The sequence below is a fragment of the Pseudoalteromonas sp. CnMc7-15 genome (assembly GCF_022347925.1).
Lineage (GTDB): Bacteria > Pseudomonadota > Gammaproteobacteria > Enterobacterales > Alteromonadaceae > Pseudoalteromonas > Pseudoalteromonas ruthenica.
In genome coordinates this window covers 31436-51539 of sequence record NZ_JAKRFT010000010.1, presented here as the reverse complement: position 1 = coordinate 51539, position 20104 = coordinate 31436, and the positions used below count along the sequence as shown (strand labels likewise).

At 48.5% G+C, this 20104-nt stretch carries 21 protein-coding genes; 12 read left to right on the top strand and 9 right to left on the bottom strand.

The genetic code is table 11. The annotated features are described in order from the left end of the window. Positions 1-466: 466 nt before the first annotated feature. The 9 genes from MHM95_RS18355 (at position 467) to MHM95_RS18315 (ending at position 10814) form a co-directional block, all read left to right on the top strand. Complete coding sequence (locus tag MHM95_RS18355; RefSeq protein WP_239385973.1) at positions 467-976, top strand: hypothetical protein; 510 nt, start codon at positions 467-469, stop codon at positions 974-976. Between the two features lie 14 nt (positions 977-990). Further along, a complete protein-coding gene (locus MHM95_RS18350) occupies positions 991-2256 on the top strand; it encodes a hypothetical protein (protein WP_239385972.1) in 1266 nt (421 codons plus the stop codon). A 23-nt stretch (positions 2257-2279) separates the two neighbouring features. Beyond that, positions 2280-3716, top strand: a complete 1437-nt coding sequence (locus MHM95_RS18345; protein WP_239385971.1) for a hypothetical protein — start codon at positions 2280-2282, stop codon at positions 3714-3716. Positions 3717-3721: 5 nt separating this feature from the next. Continuing rightward, the gene (locus MHM95_RS18340; protein ID WP_239385970.1) at positions 3722-5710 is read left to right on the top strand and encodes a PEGA domain-containing protein; all 1989 of its coding nucleotides are present in this window, start codon (positions 3722-3724) and stop codon (positions 5708-5710) included. Positions 5711-5841: 131 nt separating this feature from the next. Further along, entirely contained in the window at positions 5842-6612 is a 771-nt protein-coding gene (locus MHM95_RS18335; RefSeq protein WP_130147963.1) for a MotA/TolQ/ExbB proton channel family protein, read from the top strand. Positions 6613-6618: 6 nt separating this feature from the next. Beyond that, positions 6619-7686 carry a vWA domain-containing protein gene (locus MHM95_RS18330; protein WP_239385969.1) on the top strand — a complete coding sequence of 356 codons (1068 nt, stop codon included), beginning with the start codon at positions 6619-6621 and terminating at the stop codon, positions 7684-7686. After that, the gene (locus tag MHM95_RS18325) at positions 7683-8627 is read left to right on the top strand and encodes a hypothetical protein (protein ID WP_239385968.1); all 945 of its coding nucleotides are present in this window, start codon (positions 7683-7685) and stop codon (positions 8625-8627) included. The genes MHM95_RS18330 and MHM95_RS18325 overlap by 4 nt, the downstream gene beginning before the upstream one ends. Positions 8628-8691: 64 nt before the next feature. Further along, entirely contained in the window at positions 8692-9384 is a 693-nt protein-coding gene (locus tag MHM95_RS18320) for a DNA-3-methyladenine glycosylase I (protein WP_235420151.1), read from the top strand. Between the two features lie 8 nt (positions 9385-9392). Further along, positions 9393-10814 carry a YdiU family protein gene (locus MHM95_RS18315; protein ID WP_239385967.1) on the top strand — a complete coding sequence of 474 codons (1422 nt, stop codon included), beginning with the start codon at positions 9393-9395 and terminating at the stop codon, positions 10812-10814. Between the two features lie 48 nt (positions 10815-10862). Here MHM95_RS18315 and MHM95_RS18310 read toward each other — a convergent pair whose 3' ends face one another. After that, a complete protein-coding gene (locus tag MHM95_RS18310; protein WP_022945922.1) occupies positions 10863-12056 on the bottom strand; it encodes a dipeptidase in 1194 nt (397 codons plus the stop codon). A gap of 224 nt (positions 12057-12280) precedes the next feature. Here MHM95_RS18310 and MHM95_RS18305 point away from each other — a divergent pair, with 224 nt between their 5' ends. Beyond that, a complete protein-coding gene (locus MHM95_RS18305; protein ID WP_239385966.1) occupies positions 12281-12673 on the top strand; it encodes a hypothetical protein in 393 nt (130 codons plus the stop codon). Positions 12674-12812: 139 nt separating this feature from the next. On the opposite strand, the gene MHM95_RS18300 is transcribed toward MHM95_RS18305, so the two are convergent. The 5 genes from MHM95_RS18300 to MHM95_RS18280 all read right to left on the bottom strand — a co-directional run bounded on the left by MHM95_RS18300 (position 12813) and on the right by MHM95_RS18280 (position 16817). Then, positions 12813-13076: a YheU family protein gene (locus tag MHM95_RS18300; RefSeq protein WP_138547935.1), complete on the bottom strand. Its 264-nt coding sequence runs from the start codon at positions 13074-13076 to the stop codon at positions 12813-12815. Further along, positions 13073-14047: a hydrolase gene (locus MHM95_RS18295; RefSeq protein ID WP_239385965.1), complete on the bottom strand. Its 975-nt coding sequence runs from the start codon at positions 14045-14047 to the stop codon at positions 13073-13075. Before MHM95_RS18295 ends, MHM95_RS18300 begins: the two co-directional genes overlap by 4 nt. Before the next feature lie 164 nt (positions 14048-14211). Further along, positions 14212-14358 carry a hypothetical protein gene (locus MHM95_RS18290; protein ID WP_165381132.1) on the bottom strand — a complete coding sequence of 49 codons (147 nt, stop codon included), beginning with the start codon at positions 14356-14358 and terminating at the stop codon, positions 14212-14214. An 85-nt stretch (positions 14359-14443) separates the two neighbouring features. Further along, positions 14444-14917, bottom strand: a complete 474-nt coding sequence (locus tag MHM95_RS18285; protein WP_052698222.1) for a TIGR02444 family protein — start codon at positions 14915-14917, stop codon at positions 14444-14446. Continuing rightward, positions 14904-16817 (bottom strand): ATP-binding cassette domain-containing protein, encoded by a 1914-nt coding sequence (locus tag MHM95_RS18280; RefSeq protein WP_045979526.1) that lies wholly within the window; start codon positions 16815-16817, stop codon positions 14904-14906. The genes MHM95_RS18285 and MHM95_RS18280 overlap by 14 nt, the downstream gene beginning before the upstream one ends. Positions 16818-16950: 133 nt before the next feature. Between MHM95_RS18280 and MHM95_RS18275 the strand changes: the two genes are divergently transcribed. Continuing rightward, on the top strand, positions 16951-17151 hold the full coding sequence (locus tag MHM95_RS18275) for a YheV family putative zinc ribbon protein (protein WP_022945930.1): 201 nt from the start codon (positions 16951-16953) through the stop codon (positions 17149-17151). Here MHM95_RS18275 and MHM95_RS18270 read toward each other — a convergent pair whose 3' ends face one another. Both MHM95_RS18270 and MHM95_RS18265 read right to left on the bottom strand, forming a co-directional pair. Then, complete coding sequence (locus MHM95_RS18270) at positions 17152-17364, bottom strand: SlyX family protein (protein WP_022945931.1); 213 nt, start codon at positions 17362-17364, stop codon at positions 17152-17154. It lies immediately after the preceding gene. Continuing rightward, a complete protein-coding gene (locus MHM95_RS18265; protein ID WP_151173336.1) occupies positions 17361-18347 on the bottom strand; it encodes a hypothetical protein in 987 nt (328 codons plus the stop codon). The genes MHM95_RS18270 and MHM95_RS18265 overlap by 4 nt, the downstream gene beginning before the upstream one ends. 208 nt (positions 18348-18555) lie before the next feature. Here MHM95_RS18265 and fkpA point away from each other — a divergent pair, with 208 nt between their 5' ends. Beyond that, the gene (gene fkpA / locus MHM95_RS18260) at positions 18556-19311 is read left to right on the top strand and encodes an FKBP-type peptidyl-prolyl cis-trans isomerase (protein ID WP_022945933.1); all 756 of its coding nucleotides are present in this window, start codon (positions 18556-18558) and stop codon (positions 19309-19311) included. Between the two features lie 93 nt (positions 19312-19404). On the opposite strand, the gene MHM95_RS18255 is transcribed toward fkpA, so the two are convergent. Continuing rightward, complete coding sequence (locus MHM95_RS18255; protein ID WP_022945934.1) at positions 19405-19872, bottom strand: Rsd/AlgQ family anti-sigma factor; 468 nt, start codon at positions 19870-19872, stop codon at positions 19405-19407. Positions 19873-20104 lie beyond the last annotated feature (232 nt).

Below are 20104 nucleotides of genomic sequence, written 5' to 3'. Positions count from 1 at the left end.
ATGCCGAACTCAGAAGTGAAACGGAACTGCGCCGATGATAGTGTGGGTTCGCCCATGTGAAAGTAGGTCATCACCAGGCTTCTAATTAGAGAGACCCGTTGCACCAGTGCAGCGGGTTTTTTTATGCGTGTAGACAAGGCTTCAGGCTTGCATCACCCTAGTCAGGGTAAAACCCTGACCCACAACACAGCTAAACATTCATCACCATATCTATATCTGTAGGCAAGGCTTTAGCCTTACAGAATCTAGTCGGGATAAATCCCGACCCACAACAGAACCAAACAACTAAAAGAAACCACACCTGTAGGCAAGGCTTCAGCCTTGCAAAAGCTACCATCAATACCACTGTTGAGATCTCCAGCTAACAAAATCCTACAAACTAATGATTGCTTTTATGGCTTAAAAAACGATACATATAGTCTATCTGTTGTCTTTATAAAGCAGTTGAACTCTGCCGAGGAGGTATATGCGTACTTGCTTTGTACTATTAATACTATTGAGCAGTTTATCAGTGAGTGCTGAGCAACCTCCTTATCGCGCCTATGATTGCACGGCGGTAGAGATTGAAGAGGTCGATCCGGCAACATTAACCAAAGAAGAGCGTATCAGCCTAATGGAAAATGCGTTACTTGATTCAGTTAACCGATACAGTACTTGCATGGACCAAGTGCAACAAAGCATGGCGGCACAGCAGGCGGGTGAAGATACAGGAAATAACAATGCCCAAGCAACACAGCAAACACAAAAGCAGGCTCAGGGGCAGAACGAAATGCTACAACAGCAAGCACAAAATAACACTGAGGTGGATGATAAAGAGCGTAAGGCAGGCCCTGGTCGAGAGCAGCAAGTGGTCGCGCCAAAAGACAACGACTCGATAATTTGCACTATGCTATACGAAGAGATTCAGAAGGAAACCAATGAGGCAACACGCAGTGCTTTACTGCAGCAGTATGAAGACTATCGTTGTACTCAGTAAGGATGGGCAGTGACATGAAATATTTAGTTCAAATACACCTAATGAGCGCATTATTGATATCACTCTTATTGGTGAGTGGTTGTAAATCTACCACTACACGGACTGGGCCTATAGCCGTGGGGCCGGGCGTCACGCAATCACAAAGCCCGTCTCCCGAGGCGAAGCGCTATACGTATAACAGCGATATTTATTTAGATGTGGCTATTCCTGTTTTCAACCCCGGCTTCCCTATCGACGATGATACCGGCCACGTTGATTATCAAGAGCTTGATGAGCTAGATATATGGCCACAACTACGCCGTGCTGAGGCCAAGCGTTTTGCCGTAGAAACCAAGCAGGCTTTAGCCAAGACCAAAGCATTCGGTTCCGTATCCGTGGTGCCCAATGCTAACACCAGTGCCGATTTATACGTGCTAGGTACAGTTTTACATTCAGACTCAGAATTTATTCGTTTAGAAGTCACCGTGGTCGATAGTAGCGGTGAACCCATTGACACTGAAGACTTTGAACACCAAGTATCGGAAAGCTTCTTTCGCGATGCAATGAACCAAGATAAAGACCCCTACGAGCCGGTGTTTGTTGAGGTAGCCGATTATGTCTATGAGCTGTTAACGGATATGTCAGAGCAGCAAAAGCAACAACTTAAAAACACCACTCTAGTGCGTTATGCCCACTACTATGCCCCCGATGCTTTCGATGGGTATTTATCGCAACAGTTAGAAAGTAAAAGAGGGACGCAGTTCTACAAGTACGAACTGAACGCCATGCCAGCAGAAAACGACCCTATGCTGCAGCGCATTGAGGTATTGCGTAATCAAGACATGCTTTTTGTCGACCGTCTACAGGATCAGTTTGCTGTTTTTCAGCAAACAACCAATGGCCCCTATCGTAAATGGCAAAGAGAGACCTTACCGGAAGCCGTACGGGCGCGCGAAGCGCGGTCCGAGCGCAATACTAAAGCGGTTATTGGGGCGTTAGGCTTTATTGCCGCCCTCGCCTTGGGTAATAACTCCACTTCCACATCCACAGCGGTAGCAAAAACCGCTGGAGCGTTGGGTAGCGCATGGCTATTGAAAGATGCATATCAGGCCAATGAAAATTTGCGAGTAGCGTCGGCGGTTATTGACGAAATGGGTCAAGGCTTAGACCTCACCCTAAGCCCTCAGGTGATGGAGTTCAATGAGCAAGAAGTTGAGCTGACAGGCACTGCGGCGGAACAATATGAGCAATGGAAAGCACACTTGCGCAAAATGTATCAGTTGGAAAGTAGTGCAAACTAATGCAGTAACCTAAGGCCATTGTTGTGCAACCAGAACAAAGCTCACTTGATGAGCAGTTAAAAAAGCAGACTCAGGTTCGCCAATCGCAAGTGGGTACTTATGTGGCGATTGCCCTAGCTAGCGTATTGTTGGTAGCTACTGGCATTGCGGCTTATTACTTCACCACCTTGGAGGTACAGCAGCAAGCCAGCACGCCGACAGAGGTGGCAGGCAGCGCTGTTGAGGCAAATGAACAACACCGTGAGCAAGCGCAGCAGGCGATACTTGCTTATGAGCAGCAATATCAACCACTATTAGCCCGAAGTCAGATTCAATCCTTTGCCCCAGCTAAGCACCAACAAGCAACGCAGGCCTATGAACTGGCCTTGAAAGCCTTTGCGCAAAGCCAATTCCGCGAGGTTGAAACGCACCTTAAGCGTTCGATAGCCATGGCTGAAAAGTTACAGAAGCACTGGCTTGAGGCAGCTGATAGCTGGTATCAACAAGCTGAGCAGGCATTGACTCAGCAGCGCCCGCAGGAAGCGCAGTTATATGTGCAAAAGTTAACGGCGGTTAATGACCAAGATATGCGCATCAAGGAATTGCAACAGCGCATTGATGGTTTTGCGCAGCAACAGCACTGGTGGCGCGTTTATCAAGGAGCGTTAGCGGAGCGAGATGTACCTAAGCAAGTCACTGCATTGCAACAGCTCGTTCAAGTGCAACCCAACCGAGATGAGTTAAAACAAAAATTAGCAGCGGCTCAAGAATCATTGCGACAAAACCAATTGAGTGCAGCCGTAGAGCAGGCTCAGCAGGCGTTGCAACAACAGCAGCTGCAACAGGCCCAGCAAGCGATATCGCGTATTGCACAATTGCAAGGTGATAAGAATACTCTGGCGCTGCTAAAGGCTCAGTTAGCTAAACAGCAAAGGCAATTGAGCACCGAGCAAACGCGCGCTTTACTCCTACAAGCCAGCGAGCAGCAACAGTGGCAACAGGTTATTCAGTTGGCCGAGCAATATCTACAGCAGGCGCCAGGAGATAGCACCATTACTGCGCTAGCCGCACGAGGACGCGAGGTGTTAGCCGCCAAGCAAAAACTTAATGTGTATTTAACGCGGCCACAGCGCTTAAGCGATAGCAGCGTGCGTGCTCAAGCCGAACAAGCGCTCATGAGCGCTCAACCACTCAAACCTTACTCCCGGGATTTAGCTCGTGGTATTGATACCTTGCGTGCGCACCTAAAAGAGATGAGCACGCCTGTGCAGATCACTTTGCTATCAGATGGCGAGACCCAGGTACGAATTTTTGGTGTTGAGCGCCTTGGTGAGTTTACTGAAAAAACGCTTCCGTTGTTGCCCGGCAGCTATACCATCGAGGGACGACGCTCTGGCTATGTCACGGTAAAAGAGAAACTCATCGTGAACAGTGACAGCCACAGCGTATCGCTCACCATAGCCTGTACTAAAAGGATTTAAGATCTATGTCTGATTTAGACGCACAACTCAAGCAGCGGCAAAAAAGCACTTTGTTGCCAATGCTTATTGGTGCTTTGTTAGCGCTGTTATTAGCGCTTACGGTTGTTGTCTATCTATTTGTAGTTAAAGGCCACACCATTAAAGTCTCACCTGAGCCTGCTGCGCAACAGGCACAGTTTAAGGTCACTTCAGGCATGGGGTGGTTGTCTGACAATGTACTATATCGCTTAGCCAGTGATGTGAGCGTGCAAGTGTCATCACCAACATACTATGACCATGCACAGCAAATCACAGCCACGACAGCCAGTGTGGTAGAGGTGGAGCTGAAGCCAAAGCCGGGCACGCTGGCAGCGAAAGTGTCCGTGCCCTTCGCCGAGCATACCTTGTGGGTCGTGGATGGGCGATTACTGGGCAAAGGCGCGGCCATCAGTGAGCCCCTTGAGCAAGGGCAATACCAGTTAAGCATAGAGAACCCTTACTACCAGCGCTGGCAAAAGCGCATTGAACTAGAGCGTGCACAAACATTAACCCTTGAGCCTTTACTTAAGCCTATTAAGGGCGCCTTGAACGTTGCTTCCGTCCCCAGTGGGGCGGATGTCTATGTCAATGACCAGCTTCAAGGACAAACGCCATTCTCCCTCTCCGTTAGTGGGGGAATTTATCAACTCACCGTGCAAAAGCAGGGCTACAGAGACAGTACCGAAGAGATCGAGGTAACCGAGCAGTTTCCCAGTGTGGAGCGCAACTATCAACTCAAGGCGCAACAAGCAACCCTCGCTTTTACCTTGCAGCCCAGCGGCGGCAGCTTATTTGTTAATGGTCAGTTGGTCAGTGAGACTGAGCTCTCGGTTGATGCCAATACCATGCATAGCGTGCGTTATGTCAAACCGGGGTTCTACAGCTTTAATAGCAAGGTGATTTTACCGCCGCAGGCCCATAAGGCGTATCCTATTACTCTTAAGCCTGAGCAAGGCAAGGTGACTATTACCAGTAATGTCCAAGCTCAGGTGTATATTGGTGAGCAGCCTGTGGCTACCACCCCATTGACCACCACGTTGCCAGCGTTGGCCCATGATGTGAAGGTGGCAAAACCGGGCTATCGCGCGGTACACAAAAAGCTTACACCGAGCGCTGAGCACCCAACCACTATGCATGTTGAGCTATTAACCGAGTTTGACGCTCGGCGTAGGGAAGGGCGGCCTTTGTTTGTATCAACCTTAGGTATAGAGATGAAGCGTTTCTCTATGGATGCCTTTACCATGGGTTCGCCGCAAAATGAAATAGGTCGTAAACGCAATGAGTTTCCGGTAAAGGTCGATTTTTCACGAACAGTGTGGGTGTCGGCGCATGAGATCAGCGAAGCGCAATTCAGTGCCTTCGCCAACGATGTCGCTCCATCCCCTTTACCCGTGAGCAATATCTCTTGGCTACGCGCGCTGCAATACTGTAATTGGTTGAGTGAGCAAGAGGCGCTTACACCCTACTATCGCATCGCCAATAACCAATTGCTTGGTATCAACCCACAAGCACGAGGTTACCGGTTATTAACGGAGGCGGAGTGGGAGTGGTTGGCGAAAAAAGCAAAACGCGCTCGCGCCACTAAATATGTATGGGGCGATAGTGAGCGTATTCCTCGTGATGCAGGTAACTTTGCTGATAGCAGTTTAAAGGGTCAGCAGCCTTTCTACTTTGCCAACTATCAAGATGGCTTTGCTAACAAAGCCCCAGTCGGTAGCTTTCGCGCTGATAAAGCGGGGCTGTATGATTTGGCAGGCAATGTCAGTGAGTGGGTGTTTGATAGCAGCTCTTATGTTACTCCAGATCTGAGCAAAGTGCATATCGACTACACCGGGCCGCGCTCTACTGGGAGCCCCATTGCTAAAGGGGGCAATTATTTATCTGGGCGCATGCAATCGCTGCGCGGCGCCGTAAAGATCATTAGCGACGGGCCAAGTGCCACTATTGGCTTTCGCATAGCGCGTTATGAGAGGTAAAAATGAAACGTAAACTTATTGTCGGCTTAGTCAGTGTCATATTGGCATGCACGGTAGGGGGAGTGGCGGTGGCTGCAAAAATTAGCCTCGACTCGCCGGCCACTTTCCCCGTTGATATTTAAGGATGCACTATGAGTAGTGATAATACGCGCATGAATTTACCACTTTGGGTGTCGGTGAGTGTGTTTGTGCTTACCGTCGTTGTTGTGCACCTCTTGTATCAGGGCCTTATCCGTCCCGCCGCTGAGGCTGCTATTGCCGCTCATGGGGCCGGAGCCACAGCGAATGTGTGGGTAATACTCAAAGATGCTGAGCAACAGGCTTGTATCACTTTGGCTATATTCTGCTTGATTCTGATGGCGTACAAATATTACCGCATTGTCAGTAAAGAGGAGCCGGTATTTACCTTCGATTATTTGCAAACCTTTGCCAAGGATAAGCCTTTAGTTGTGGATGAGGCGCTGGCTTATCTGGAACAAGGCGAAAGTGCGAAAAACAGCTCAGTTGCTACGTGGATCAACTGCTTACGTCGTTATAAAAACACGCAAAACGTGCAGCACGCTGCCGATGCGATTCGTGATAGCGTCGAGTCTCTTGCCGCGCAGTTAGAGGCAGGTAACGCCATGATCCGTTTTTTCATTTGGGCCATTCCCAGTATCGGATTTGTCGGCACAGTGCGTGGTATCGGCTCGGCGCTGGCCAAGGCCGAAGAAGCCGTCGCTGGGGATATTGCCGGCATGGTCGATAAGCTTGGCGTCGCCTTTAATTCAACCTTAGTGTCACTGCTGCTGTCCATTGTCTTGATGTATGTGTTGTTTCACTTAAATAACCGCCAAGATGAAATGGTGTTGAAGACCAAAAACAACTGTGAAACTCATCTGTTGACGCATTTGCATAAGTAACTGCTGATGTTTAAACGCCGCGCCGAGCAGGGGGTTAACCTATCTTTTTTAGACGTCATGGCATGTGGCCTTGGCGCGGTATTGCTGATCTTAATTGTTATTAAGTTTCAAGCTTATACAGCAGTGCCCAGCACCGAAATAGAGCGCTTACAGCAGCAATTGACGGCTGCAGAGCAGCGTGTTCAGACAGCACAAGCACAGCTGGACGACATGAGCGCGCAAGTTAAGCAAGCGCAGGCGGATGGGCAGATCAGTAAAGCGCGGGTGGAGGCATTGCAAGTGATTCAACAAGCGGCGCAGCAGGCCTTAGCGCAGCAACAAGCACTCGTTGCTCAGTTGCAGCAGTCAATTGCCGCAGCGGGGCCGGCCAAGGCCGATGATCCTGTCGCCTTGAGTGGGAGTGGTGAAGAGCAATACTTGTTGGGCCTTAAGGTCGAGGGCCAGCGCATTGGTATCTTGATTGATACCAGTGCGTCAATGACCGATGAGCAGTTGATTCAGGTGATCCGGCGAAAAATCGGCTCGGTGCAGCAAAAACAGCAAGGGCCCAAATGGCTGCGCACTAAGCGCGTAGCAAAATGGCTGTTAGCGCGCCTTCCTAACAATGCTCAAGTCAGTGTAATAAGCTTTAACTCCAGCACCCAAGTACTGGGTCTACGCGCTATCAACTCGGCCAAAGTCGAGTCCAGCATGCAAGCCGTCGTTGCCGATATAGATGCCTTGGTGCCAGAGCATGGTACAGACTTATATACCGCTTTAAAGACGATGCGCAGTACCTTGGAAAACCTTGATGCCCTGTATATCATTACCGATGGCTTACCCACCATGATGGCCGGTGCCCCCGGGTTTCGGGAAACTAAAAACTGCAAACCCCTGAGCGGCAATATGAAAACAATCGATGGTGACTGCCGTGCGCGTATTCATCAGTTTAGTGTTGCCGAGGCGGCCCCAAAGGTGCCCACCCATATTGTGTTGTTACCGCTTGAGGGCGACCCTTTAGCTCCGGCTCTTTATTGGAACTGGGCGAATGCCACCGGTGGCTTAATGATAAGCCCGGCTGGGAGTTGGCCATGAAAAGACGCGAGCCCATAGAGATATTCAGCCTGTCGTTTTTGGATATTATCTCCTGTGCCTTTGGGGCGGTTGTTATGCTTATTTTATTAGCAAAAAATGCCGATCAGGGCGAGTATAACGACGCCGGTCAAGTTGCCAATCTAGTGATTGCCCTCGATGGCGCCGAGCAGCAACTACAGCAATTACAGCAAGCGCTTAGGCAAAGTGAGCAAGCATTGGCGCAGGCGCAAGCACAAGGTGCCAGTAATGCCACCCAGCAACGCGCACTGGAAGCGCAAGTGGCCCGTGCCAAAAATAACGTGCAGCAACTGAGCGATGCCGCCTCTGGCCTCGAACAAAGCTTAATTGAACGCCAACGAGCAGCCATTAGTGCCGCTCAGGCCCCAGCACGTGATGATGAAGTAGGCGGCATTCCGGTAGATAGTAATTATGTGGTGTTTATTATCGACACCTCAGGGTCAATGAAGACAATTTGGCCGCGTGTGTTAACAACGCTGGATGAGGTACTTAACAACCACCCTCAAGTTACCGGCTTTCAGGTGTTATCCGATAACGGTGATGTGTTAGGTGGCAGTCAACTCGGTTCATGGCGTAGCGATAGTAAAGCGCAACGAGCCGGGGTATTACGGGGATTGCAGCATTGGAGTGGCAGCTCAAACAGTTCACCGGTTGAGGGGATTGCCGCCAGCTTAAAGGCTTATGCCCGTTACCAAGGTGATTTAGCCCTGTATGTGTTTGGTGATGATTATACCGGCACTAGCTATGATGCAGCGTTGGCACAAATTAATCGCCTCAATCGAAACCATGGCAATCAACCCATTGCTCGGATTCATGGTATCGCCTTTAAACGCCATAGCGGGGCCTCACGGGATATGGTCAAGTTCTCCACATTAATGCGCGAAGTGGCGCGACAAAACAACGGCACTTTTATGGGCTTATAGAGCCTTCTCCTGATGCTGCTCGCATGTTTAAATAGCGGCTATAGAGTCTATTGGTAAGTACGTTATGGAAACCTATCGCGCTATATACGAGCGTGCGCTTGAGCGAAAAGGCTCGTCAGCGCAGCTAGAAGCCTTATTGAGTCAACCCCTGAGCACCGCACAACTGCAGCGCCTTAGCGATGATGCCTGGTTAGAAGAATTTACTCGTAAGATATTTCAAAGTGGCTTTTATTGGTCGGTTATTAATGCCAAATGGTCAGGGTTTCGTGAGGTTTTTTGGGACTTCAATATCGACAAGCTGCTGATGATGTCGCCAGAAATACTCGAGCAAAAGGCCGCCGATGAGCGCATCGTGCGCAATTTTAAAAAGGTACAAACGGTGCCCGAAAATTGCTATATGATCTATGAAACAGCGCAGCAGCACGGCAGTTTTAGCAACTTCGTAGCGCAGTGGCCAAGCACCGACATTATTGGCCTGTGGCAGTATTTGAAAAAACAGGGTGCGCGCCTAGGTGGTAACACTGGGGCTTACGCGCTGCGCAGTATGGGCAAAGACACCTTTGTGTTATCGCGGGATGTGGAAGCCTATTGCCGCGCCCACGAGGTGATCGACGGTGGTTTGCACAGTAAACGCTCACTCACCGCTATTCAAGCTATGTTTAACGACTTGCAACAACAAAGTGGCCGCTCTTTACAAGAGCTCAGCTTACTTATCGCCTACAGTGTTGGTGACAACCGTGTTGGCATCGCCAGCTAAGGACAATTATGAAGCTTCACAACCCATATCAACATATTCCAGCCCTGAGTCATCAGGCCGAAGTTAAGCACTTCGAGCAAGCCCAAGTGTTGCTATGGAACGCCCCACTGGCTGAGCAATTTGGCCTAGGCGCCGATGAGCAAAAGCGCTTGCTGCTGGGTCAAGGAGTGAAGAAAACCACGGCCTTGGCTTATGCTGGACATCAGTTTGGCAATTATGTGCCGTTATTGGGAGATGGGCGGGCACATTTGCTCGGCGCGTTAGTGGATGAGCAAGGTTTAAGTTGGGATATTCAACTGAAAGGCTCGGGAGCTACGCAATTTTCTCGTGGCGGCGATGGCCTCTGTGCCATAGGGCCCGCAATTCGTGAGTTTATTATGAGTGAAGCGCTGGCAGGGTTGGGTGTGCCTACCAGCCGTTGTTTAGGCGTGGCCTTAACCGGCGAGACCCTTATGCGTCAGCAGCCAAGTGCCGGTGCCATCGTCAGCCGTCTTGCTAGTAGCCACATCCGCGTCGGCAGCTTTCAGTTTTTGGCGGCGCAGCAAGAAACGCAAGCCTTACAACAGCTGGTGGAGCTAACTATTGCTCGTCACTACCCGGAGTTGGCAGGTGAAACGGGGGACGCGCGTTTACTGGCTTTGTTTAATGCGGTGATGGCGAAGCAAATTGAGCTGGTGGTACAGTGGATGCGGGTTGGCTTTATTCATGGCGTTATGAATACCGACAATACCCTGGTGAGTGGTGAAACCATAGACTACGGTCCGTGTGCGATGATCAATCAATTTGATTTTAATCGTGCCTTTAGCTCGATAGATCGCCAAGGCCGCTATGCATATGGTAATCAGCCACAGATGGCCAACTGGAACTTAGCGCGCTTTGCTGAGACCTTAATTGATCTGTTTGCGGCGTCGCGAGAGCAGGCGGTGGAAGCGCTGACGAATGCGCTAAACCAATTTGGTGACAAATTTAATTTGGCATTAAAACAGATGTGGATGAGTAAGCTGGGATTACTGGCAACGGACGGTGAGCAAGAGCCATTAATTAATGAGCTGTTGATGAGCATGCAGCAACAGCAATTGGATTTTACCAATACCTTTGCGCAACTCACTGACTATTGCCAAGGTAAACAAACGGGCTTGGCTCAACTCGAAGCGGATTTAGGCCCGTGGTTAGAGCAATGGCAGAGTGTGGTGAACCAACACTTACGCCAAAGTGCGACCTTGATGAGTAAGGCAAACCCCCAGGTGATCCCCCGTAATCATCAAGTTGAAGCGGTGATTGCGGACTTTGAACAGCAAGGCCACAGTGACAAGCTTGCGCCCTTGCTGGCGGCTTTAAAAGACCCTTATCAAGTGCAAGCACGCCATCACTATCTACAGCACCCGCCCGCTACGAGTGATGAGCAGTATCAAACTTTCTGCGGCACTTAAAACGCCTGCGTTCGGTAAAAAAGCCCGGCATGAACCGGGCTTTATGAGTTAATGGGCTTTGGCGTAGCTTTCGGCTTGGCGCCATACTCGCAGCAGATTCTCGCCTAAAATCTTTTTAATGTCGGCGTCGCTGTAGCCACGATCTAATAGCCCTTGTACTAGGTTAGGGTAAGTCGACACGTCTTTTAAACCCACCGGCAATGAATCGCCAACACCGTCGTAATCAGAGCCAATACCGACGTGTTCGATGCCAATAAGCTCAACTACGTGATCAATGTGATCCAGCACTTGCTCTAAACTGGCATAAGGGAAAGGGTTCTTTTTACGGAATGCGGCTTTAAAGTCGGTGGTGTCCTTACCAGACTGCTTGGCTTGTTGCTGCGCTTCATCACGGCGGTCGTACCAAGTGTTGGCTTGGTTAGTCACAAAGCTAGAGCCAAAGTTTATTTGGATCACCCCGCCATTTTTCTTCAGCGCGAGTAGCATGTCATCGTCCATGTTGCGCTCAAAGCCAGGTGTGTACTTACGCAGCGATGAGTGCGAGGCAATAACCGGTACGTTGGAAATATCCATGACCTGATAAAATGCATCGTCGGAAATATGCGAAACATCAATAAGCATGCCGACGTTATTCATTTCCTGTACTAACTCTTTGCCAAATGGGCTTAAACCCTTCCATTTGCGGCGAATGTCGTAACTTGAGTCAGAAATATGGTTACTTTGCGAGTGCGCAAGAGTGATATAACGCACACCACGCTCATAGAAGTGGTGCAGATTTTTCAGCTCGCCCTCAATGGGTGAGCCATTTTCCATCCCCATTGCCAGCGACATAACGCCATTTTTAAACTGCTGCTCAACATCGGCCACTGAATCAGCAATGGCAAATTTGTCTGGGGCACGGTATGCGAGCGCCTCCATCATATCAATAAGTTGGTTTGCTAACTCGTAGCTTTTCCCCTTACCTTCGAACTCTAAGTGGGCGGGGATGTAAATAGACATAAACGGCGCGTTAAGGCCGCCTTCGATAGCACGCGGGTAATCAAAGTCACCGCGTTCGGTCGCTTTACTGACATCATCCCATTTATTGTGAATGCGATAGGGTACATCGATATGGGTATCGATAAGAATATTGTCTTTTGCCAGTTGAATTGCTTTTTCTGATGCCTGGTAGTCATCCTGTGCTGCAACACTTGTGCTGCCTAGTGCGATTGCTAGCGCTGCGCCTAGGGTGGAAAGTTTCATATCTGCCGCTCTTTATTGTTATCGTAGTGAGTGAACCATTGTCGCTAGAATTAGCCGGTAACTCAAGTGCAGCGCGGTGGTTGCCAACCGAACAGCCGTGCATATAATGTAGACAGCAAGGAAGTTCGTTTTAGCAAGGAGTACGCAATGCCACCTGAAAATGCCATCTTATATAACAGTTCAACCGGTACCGCGAAGCAAACTTATCCTGTTGAGAACATATAATGAAAAAGGCGATAACTGCGTTTATCTCGCTTCTTCCCCTGAGTTCTTTGGCGCAAAAAGAGCTAGCATCTGATCATTTCCTCGATATGTTTGAACAACAGTTTCCGGAGATGTTTTGTCAGCCCGAGCAATTTGCCCGTGTTTGTTTCACTTATAATTTCAATCAATGTGTGCAGCATACTCAAAACCACCTTTCCGAGTGCATGGCGTCTATTGCTCCGCAGGTGCCAAATGCAATTACATCGCGTGCACAAGCGACTGAATGGGGTGGCAAAATAGGGCGGTGTACAGGTAGTCGGTTTGGTCGCAGGCAGTTGATGGATGCCAGTATCACTACACAATGTTTAAACGTCGCTAGTGAGGCTTTTATCCAAGAGTTTATGAATAACTGAGCGCTTTTTATTTAGCCGATGCGGATCAGCGAGCCTTTGGAAAGTGCTTAAGCGACATGTATGAGAGGTGTTTTGCAAAGCGTTGCTGGATTCGCAGGCGTTAGTACCTTATTGAGTTTGTATCCTCCGGGGCGATGAGTTAAAACTCATCGCGATCGATTTGGTAATCCCCTTCTTCGGCCTGCATTTGCTTAAACTGCTGTGCACTCATAATGTTCACTTCTTCATGAAGCTCAGAGTACACAATCAGTGCTTCGCCGTTTTTCAGTTGTGTCAGAACCTGCTCAATTTTAGTTTGGTTGCCCACTTCGGTTTCACCATAGTCGGTTCCTTCACGCAGGATGAACTGCTCTATAAGGTTGGTAAGTGCTTCTTTACTTAGTTCTTTATAGGGAATAATCATGATTGTCCTAGGTGTTTGGCAAAAAACTCTGGGACGGCTTTCTCGAGCCAAAACTCCGCCCCAAATAGGCCTTTATTGCTAATAAATCCAACATGGCCTCCGCGCTTGGATACGCGTAAGTCGACGGCATGTGACACATCCTCAGGGCGTGGCACGGCTTCGGGTGCCAGCATCGGGTCATCCTCGGCATGGATAATTAGTGTGGGGGTGGCTATGCGCTTTAAATAGGACTTGGCACTGCTCTTTTGGTAATAGTCCTCAGCATCGGTAAAGCCATGCAGCGGCGCCGTCACCTGATTATCAAAATCCCAGAGGTCATTAATACTGCGTAACTGTTGTTCATTGAGTGCCAGCGTGTCTTGCAGCTGGGGAAGTTTACGCGCCATGGACTTTTTCATTCTACCGAGTAGGTAGTGCTGATAAATCTTTCCTAGGCTCTTACGGATCACCTGACATGAACTGGATAAGTCATGGGGAGCGCTGACCACTGCCGCAGCGCTGAGACCACTTTTTTCACCTTGCTCACCCAGGTATTTGGCCAGTACATTTCCCCCTAACGAAAAGCCCACGGCCGCTAAGGGGCGTTGGCCAAAGCGTTGTTGCAAAGTGCGAATTAAAAATCCCAGATCCTCGGTTTCACCACTATGATAAGCGCGAGGTTGGCGGTTCACTTCGCCAGAGCAATTACGAAAATGCATTAATACGGCATCAAGTCCTGATTGCTGCAATGCCTTCATCATGCCTTTAGCATAAAAACTATCTATATTGCCTTCCAAGCCATGCAAAATAATCACCAACGGCTTATCGGGTTGTGCGGGCTGTGCCCAAGCAAGATCGAGGAAGTCATCGTCTTCGGTGGTGATCACTTCGCGGTGATAAGCCACTTTAAAGCCGGGACGAAAATAGCGCGGTAAGATAGTTTGTAAGTGACGGCCTGGCATCCACCAAGCAGGAGTAAAATGTGTGCTCACAACATATTAACCAAGAATATCCAGAGCCTAATAGTATCAAACTTTCACTGCTGGCTATAGACACAAAAATAAAGCCCCCGCTAATACCGAGATTAGAGGAGGCTTTGTGCGTCGTGCTTAATTTGGTTGGTTATCACCTCGCACAGCGAGGAGGTGATTGGTTGTTACTGTCCTTCAGGAACCTCAGCGTCCATTACTTTCTTGATAAAAAAGCCCACATAAAACAAGCAAAGTAGGATCACTACAGTGAGGAAGCCGAACGACAAAAACAATACTGGGTCTGAGAAAAAGTCGCGAAAAAATACTTGCATGGTGGCGTCTCCTGTTCCTTTGATGTGTTAAGTGTAGGGGACGCCAGGGGGATGAGATATGACCTAGATCAATATCGCGTTGGCCTTAAGCAGGGCTTTGGTGTAGAGCTTGATCCAGATCAGCTTTTAATGGCAATAACGCATTAGGTAAATACAATGCGAGGTTAAAAGCCTGGGTATTATGGCGCAGAGTTAAGGTGTTGCAGGCGCTCACAAGTTGATGCTGCTGCAGCTTTTCCATGGCCAGCTCTAAGTCCAGTATCTGTGTGCGAATATTATTGTAGTTCACAACACTGCTTTGGTTGCGTTTGAGGTAACCGCGAATATCACGCAGTGGTTGCAGTGCATGCTCATTAAAATCGCCAATACTGGCTATCAAGGAGTCTAACTGCTCTGCTTGAAGTGCCACATGTTGATAATCTAAGTAAGCCAAGAATAAACACAGGTTGACGTTCAGACCATAATCATTTTGCCAATTAAGCAAGGTTTTTTGTACTTGCTCATTGTCATACACACTTAGGCTGAACTGCCAAAAATCGGCGGCATCAATTGCTTTCATAAAAGGCCTGCTCCTGTTGCTCAAGTTCATCCATATGTTCGAGCAATTGTTCTTCGGCAGCCTCCTGTTGCTGAGCATAATCGCTCTGCTGAGCCAATAATTGTTTTAGTCTCTCTTTATGCTGCTCCTCGTAAACACTATTGTCGCTGAGCTGACTTTCAATATCGGCCAGCTTGGGCGCGAGTGTATCGAGCTGTTTTTCCAGCTTGTCGATGGCTTTTTTTAGCGGTTGCACATGTTTGCGAAACTCTGCTTCTTTGCGTTTTTGCTCTTTTCTGTTGGCGCTGGAGTTGGCTTTATCGGGCTCAACCTGAGTCTGCTTTTGCTCTTGGTTAGCCTTCGTTAGCCACTGGTAGTAAGCATCTAAGTCATAGCCAAACTGGCGAACTTCGCCACTATCAACCAAGTAAAACTCATCGGCGGTATTTTTCAGTAGGTGGCGATCGTGGGACACGGTGACCATGGCGCCATCAAAACTTTGCAGCGCCATCACGAGGGCATGGCGCATCTCTAAGTCAAGGTGGTTAGTGGGCTCATCCAGCAGCAGTAAATTGGGCTTTTGATACACTAACATGGCCAATACCAAACGTGCTTTTTCACCGCCTGAAAACGGCGCTACAGGGTCTAGGGCTTTATCGCCGATAAAGGCAAAGCCACCCAAAAAGTCGCGTAGCGACTGTTCGCTGGCCTGCGGGTTTAGGCGCTGCAAATGGGTTACCGGACTTGCTTGTAAATCAAGCGCTTCAAGCTGATGCTGGGCAAAGTAACCGACTTTGAGGCCTTGGTGGAAAAATACATCACCCGCTTGCGGGGCCAACTCTTGGGCTAGTAGCTTAATTAATGTCGATTTACCTGCGCCATTGCGCCCGAGTAGGGCAATGCGGCTGCCCGGGACTAGGTTTAGCTTAATACTGTGTAAAATGGTGGTGTCACCATAGCCGGCCTGGGCGCCATCGAGGGCAATCAAGGGGTTGGGCAGGGCATCCGGCTCTGCGAAGCTAAAATCAAACGGCGAGTCGACATGCGCAGGCGCCAGTTTTTCCATGCGCTCCAGTGCTTTCACGCGGCTTTGCGCCTGTTTGGCCTTGCTGGCTTTCGCTTTAAAGCGGGTAATAAACTTTTCCAAGTGAGCAATTTGCTCTTGTTGCTTGTCGAATTGCGCTTGTTGTTGCGCTAAACGCTCGGCTTTTTGTCGCTCAAATTGAGAGTAGTTACCTTTATAAACATTAATTTGCTGCTGATCGATATGCCAAATCTCACCGACTACTGCATCTAAAAACTCCCGGTCGTGAGAAATCAGAACCAAGGTCCCGGCATAACTGCGTAAAAATCGTTCGAGCCAATATACAGCGTCTAAGTCTAGGTGGTTAGTAGGTTCATCCAGCAACAATAAATCGGCATCACGGATCAACGCTTGCGCCAAATTCAAGCGCATACGCCAACCACCAGAGAAGTCACTGACCGCATAGTCTATTTGGGTATTGGAAAAACCGAGACCATGCAGCAATTCGCCAGCTTTGGCCTCAATACTATAGCCCTTCATCAGCTCAAGCTGTTGGTGCACTTGAGCTTGTGTCTCGCCATCGCCTTGTTGCTCTGCTTGTTTTAGCTGACAGCGCAACGCGTAGTAATCCGGATTACCTTGTAGCACGTATTCCAAGGCAGTGATCGCCAATGCAGGCGTTTCCTGCTTTACCGAGGCTATAGACCACTCTTTTGGCACCTTAGCGTTGCCTGCATCGAGTTGTAGCTCACCTTTGAGTAGGGCAAACAGGCTTGATTTACCGCACCCGTTGCTGCCCACTAGGCCCACTTTATGCTGCGGGAACAAAGTGGCATTGGCATTTTTTAACAAGCATTTAGGGCCGCGTAAAAGCTCGATATCGGTAATCTGAATCATAGTTACTGCACGCTAATTAGTAATGTGCGAATGATAACACGGCCAGCACACTCAAGCGGGAAAGTTTTTGTGATACACTAGCGGCAGTTGCTGCACCGAGCCACACGCAGCGATGGCCAAAGAGGTAATGATAATGAAACAGAAAAAGCGCTTTATCGCAGGGGCTAGCTGCCCTGAATGTCAGCAAATGGACACCATGATGCTATATAAAGAGCACGATGTAGAAAAAGTGCAGTGCGTGCAATGTGGCCATATTATGACCCAGCCCGAAAACGCCGTGCAGGCGTCCACGCGTCAGTTTGAACAAGTGATTGGCGTCTTCAAGCCGGAATAATTAATAATGCGGCGGTGGTGGCTCAAGTTCTTGCGTGCCACCGGAGTTACTTTGCACTTCTCTTAGCTTCTCACCCAGTAATTCCATTTGTCGGCGCATTTTAGCGAGTTGCTGCTGGTGGGCCTTGATTTCATCATTGAGCACATCAATCGTTTCGTCTTGAAACGCTACCTTGGCTTCAAGGTTCTCTATACGTGTTTCTAATTGGTTCATGGCATGCCCTTTATATTGAAATATTCACTCAAGCCGCTGGAGCTCTCCGTGAGTAATTGATTGTTGTTGGTAAAGGCGACGGCAAACACCACCGCAGATTTTGGCTGGCTATTTGCTCTAGCTGCCACTTGGTAGTCTAATACTCGCTTACCCGAGTGAGTATCCCATAGCGCAAGCTCGCGGCTAGGCGAACCTGTAGCCAGCCACTGACCATCGTTGGAAAAGCGCACCGCGCTGAAAATCTTTTGTCGCGCAATATACTGCAATTGGCTATGTTGTGCACCTGTGCGCAAATCCCAAATACTCGCTTGGCGTTTGCTCCCAGCACTAAATGCGAAGCGCCCTTGAGGGTCGAGTGCAACTTGGGTGACGCGACTAGCATGGTTAAAGCGATAGACCACTTGACCACTTCGCGTATCCCACAGATAAGCCGCGTAGTCATTGGCACCGCTTAGCGCGTAGCGGCCGTTAGGTGATAAGGCGACGGCGTTAATTTTCTCTTGATGGCCTAAAAACTCAATGCGCCGCCCGGTTTGTAAATCTACATGCACAGCGACCCCATCAGCACGACCATAAAGCACATAACGGCCTTGATTTGCTATGGCGATGTCACGAATGTGAGACGCCTTAATGCTATAAAAGCCAAGGTTCTCACCGCTTTGTATATCCCACACTGCAAACTCTGTTTTAGTTGCCGTAACAGCGGTGCTATTGTCGTCGGCAATAGCTAATGCGATAACAAGATTCTGTTCATCTTCTTTAAGGTACCATTGAAATTTTAACGCATTGGCTTGATTGTCCCAGACTGCGACACCATGTTCTATGGTGGAGACCAAGCTGTATTGGCCATCAGCAGAAATGGCGGCATCAAAAGCCCCTGCGCTGGCGTGTTGATACTGCTTTATGGCATCCGAATGTTGTGGCTGGCAAGCAATTAAGAGCGCTAAGCAGATAACAATGGAGAGTGAGCGAATTATTAACATAAATTTACCAGCGTCCCTTAACTCTGCTGTCGCAAGCAGTTAGACTAGAAGTCACAACTCTAGGTTGTTTTCCTAATTATTTCATTAAAGTAATTAGAAAAACAGCCTCATGCTGGAGTTGAAAGCCAGAGCTAGCTTTATGCTAACTCTAATCAAAATTTAGTTTTGTAACCTTAAAATGGCAACACCAAGTTGCTGGAGACTATGTATGAAAAAAACAATTAAGCTATCGCTCGTTGCAGCGTCTGTACTAGCACTTACGGCGTGTAATCAAGAAGCGGCTAAGCCAGAGGTAAAAGAAGTAAAACTAGAAACCGAAGCTCAGCAGCAATCTTATGGCATTGGTGCGTCTGTTGGTAACTTCTTAAACAAAGATTTAGCGGATAAAAAAGAACTGGGTATCGAGCTTGATCAAGAGCTTATGTTACGTGGTTTTAAAGATGCACTTGCAGGTGATGCAAAAATCGAAGAAGAAAAAATCCGTGAAGTACTGACTGCACTAGACGAGTCTGTTCGCGCTAAGCAACAAGAGCAGGCGAAAGCGGCAGCACAAGAAAACCTAGCAGAAGGCGAGAAGTACCTTGCTGAGAATGCTAAAAAAGAAGGCGTTGAAGTCACTGAGTCAGGCCTGCAGTACGAAGTACTTGAGCAAGGCGATGGTGAAAAGCCTGCTGAAACAGATACTGTAAAAGTACACTATAAAGGTACTTTACTTGATGGCACTGAGTTCGACAGCTCATACTCACGTAACGAACCGACTACCTTCCCACTTAATCGTGTGATCCCAGGTTGGACTGAAGGCCTGCAACTTATGCCTGTGGGTGCGAAGTACAAATTTACTATTCCGTCAGAGCTTGCTTATGGCGAGCGTGACCTTGGCAAGATCCCAGCTAACTCTACTTTAGTATTTGAAGTTGAGTTGCTAGAGATTGTTAAGCCTAAAGAAGAAGCTGCAGCAGAATAAGTAGCTAGATAAAAAAAGAGAGCCTAGGCTCTCTTTTTTTGTGCCTGTAAAGCACTAAAAATAACGCCTCCTTTTTGCTGAGGCGTTATTTTTCTATGTATGATTGGTGTAGAGGTTGTGAATCAGTTCATCCTCTAATTCAAAGCGGGTGCTAAGTGCTTCCCCTAATGCTGACAAGTCATTGTCGAAGTTTTCCATCAGGTCATCACCTTTAACCTCGGCGTAGCTGTCGTTAAAGTCTAAAGCCACATCTGTAGTTGCAGAAATTTGTGGGTAAAGGGATTGAGCCAGCTCTAAGCTCTCTGGTCCACGACTTTCACATTGCTTAACGATGTCATCATAGATTTCAAAGTGTCCGGCAGATAAGTAATCCATTAACAACTGACAAAATTGCTGGATAGTCGCCGGCTCGGGCAATGCTTTATCATGCTTCGCGTTGTGCGAATTGCCCGCCATATTGCAGTACTGCACAAGCAGCTCCTGGCGCTCTGCTAACCATTTATCAATAACTGTGTGGCTGCCGCCCCATTTCTGTTGTGCTTTTTCCAACCGCGATAACATCGTTGCTCTCCTAACCTGCGTTGGTCATACCCCTATAAAAAGGAAATCTGCGTCAAAGGTCAACCTATTTTTGCGAATTAATCGATCTATAAGTGTATGGAATCAGCATAAAACTTGGCTATACAAGGCGTATTGAGGGGGAAGGCGTTAGAAAAGAAAAAGCCACCGCAAGGGTGGCCGAATTTCTTTAGCAGTCTCGTTAATCGAGCTTCTTTTTATTTAATGTGTTTCT

Coding starts and splice junctions, on each gene's coding strand:
- MHM95_RS18355 (WP_239385973.1), top strand. CDS start 467: ATGCGTACTTGCTTTGTACTATTAATACTATTGAGCAGTTTATCAGTG.
- MHM95_RS18350 (WP_239385972.1), top strand. CDS start 991: ATGAAATATTTAGTTCAAATACACCTAATGAGCGCATTATTGATATCA.
- MHM95_RS18340 (WP_239385970.1), top strand. CDS start 3,722: ATGTCTGATTTAGACGCACAACTCAAGCAGCGGCAAAAAAGCACTTTG.
- MHM95_RS18335 (WP_130147963.1), top strand. CDS start 5,842: ATGAGTAGTGATAATACGCGCATGAATTTACCACTTTGGGTGTCGGTG.
- MHM95_RS18330 (WP_239385969.1), top strand. CDS start 6,619: ATGTTTAAACGCCGCGCCGAGCAGGGGGTTAACCTATCTTTTTTAGAC.
- MHM95_RS18325 (WP_239385968.1), top strand. CDS start 7,683: ATGAAAAGACGCGAGCCCATAGAGATATTCAGCCTGTCGTTTTTGGAT.
- MHM95_RS18320 (WP_235420151.1), top strand. CDS start 8,692: ATGGAAACCTATCGCGCTATATACGAGCGTGCGCTTGAGCGAAAAGGC.
- MHM95_RS18315 (WP_239385967.1), top strand. CDS start 9,393: ATGAAGCTTCACAACCCATATCAACATATTCCAGCCCTGAGTCATCAG.
- MHM95_RS18310 (WP_022945922.1), bottom strand. CDS start 12,056: ATGAAACTTTCCACCCTAGGCGCAGCGCTAGCAATCGCACTAGGCAGC.
- MHM95_RS18305 (WP_239385966.1), top strand. CDS start 12,281: ATGAAAAAGGCGATAACTGCGTTTATCTCGCTTCTTCCCCTGAGTTCT.
- MHM95_RS18300 (WP_138547935.1), bottom strand. CDS start 13,076: ATGATTATTCCCTATAAAGAACTAAGTAAAGAAGCACTTACCAACCTT.
- MHM95_RS18290 (WP_165381132.1), bottom strand. CDS start 14,358: ATGCAAGTATTTTTTCGCGACTTTTTCTCAGACCCAGTATTGTTTTTG.
- MHM95_RS18285 (WP_052698222.1), bottom strand. CDS start 14,917: ATGAAAGCAATTGATGCCGCCGATTTTTGGCAGTTCAGCCTAAGTGTG.
- MHM95_RS18280 (WP_045979526.1), bottom strand. CDS start 16,817: ATGATTCAGATTACCGATATCGAGCTTTTACGCGGCCCTAAATGCTTG.
- MHM95_RS18275 (WP_022945930.1), top strand. CDS start 16,951: ATGAAACAGAAAAAGCGCTTTATCGCAGGGGCTAGCTGCCCTGAATGT.
- MHM95_RS18270 (WP_022945931.1), bottom strand. CDS start 17,364: ATGAACCAATTAGAAACACGTATAGAGAACCTTGAAGCCAAGGTAGCG.
- MHM95_RS18265 (WP_151173336.1), bottom strand. CDS start 18,347: ATGTTAATAATTCGCTCACTCTCCATTGTTATCTGCTTAGCGCTCTTA.
- fkpA (WP_022945933.1), top strand. CDS start 18,556: ATGAAAAAAACAATTAAGCTATCGCTCGTTGCAGCGTCTGTACTAGCA.
- MHM95_RS18255 (WP_022945934.1), bottom strand. CDS start 19,872: ATGTTATCGCGGTTGGAAAAAGCACAACAGAAATGGGGCGGCAGCCAC.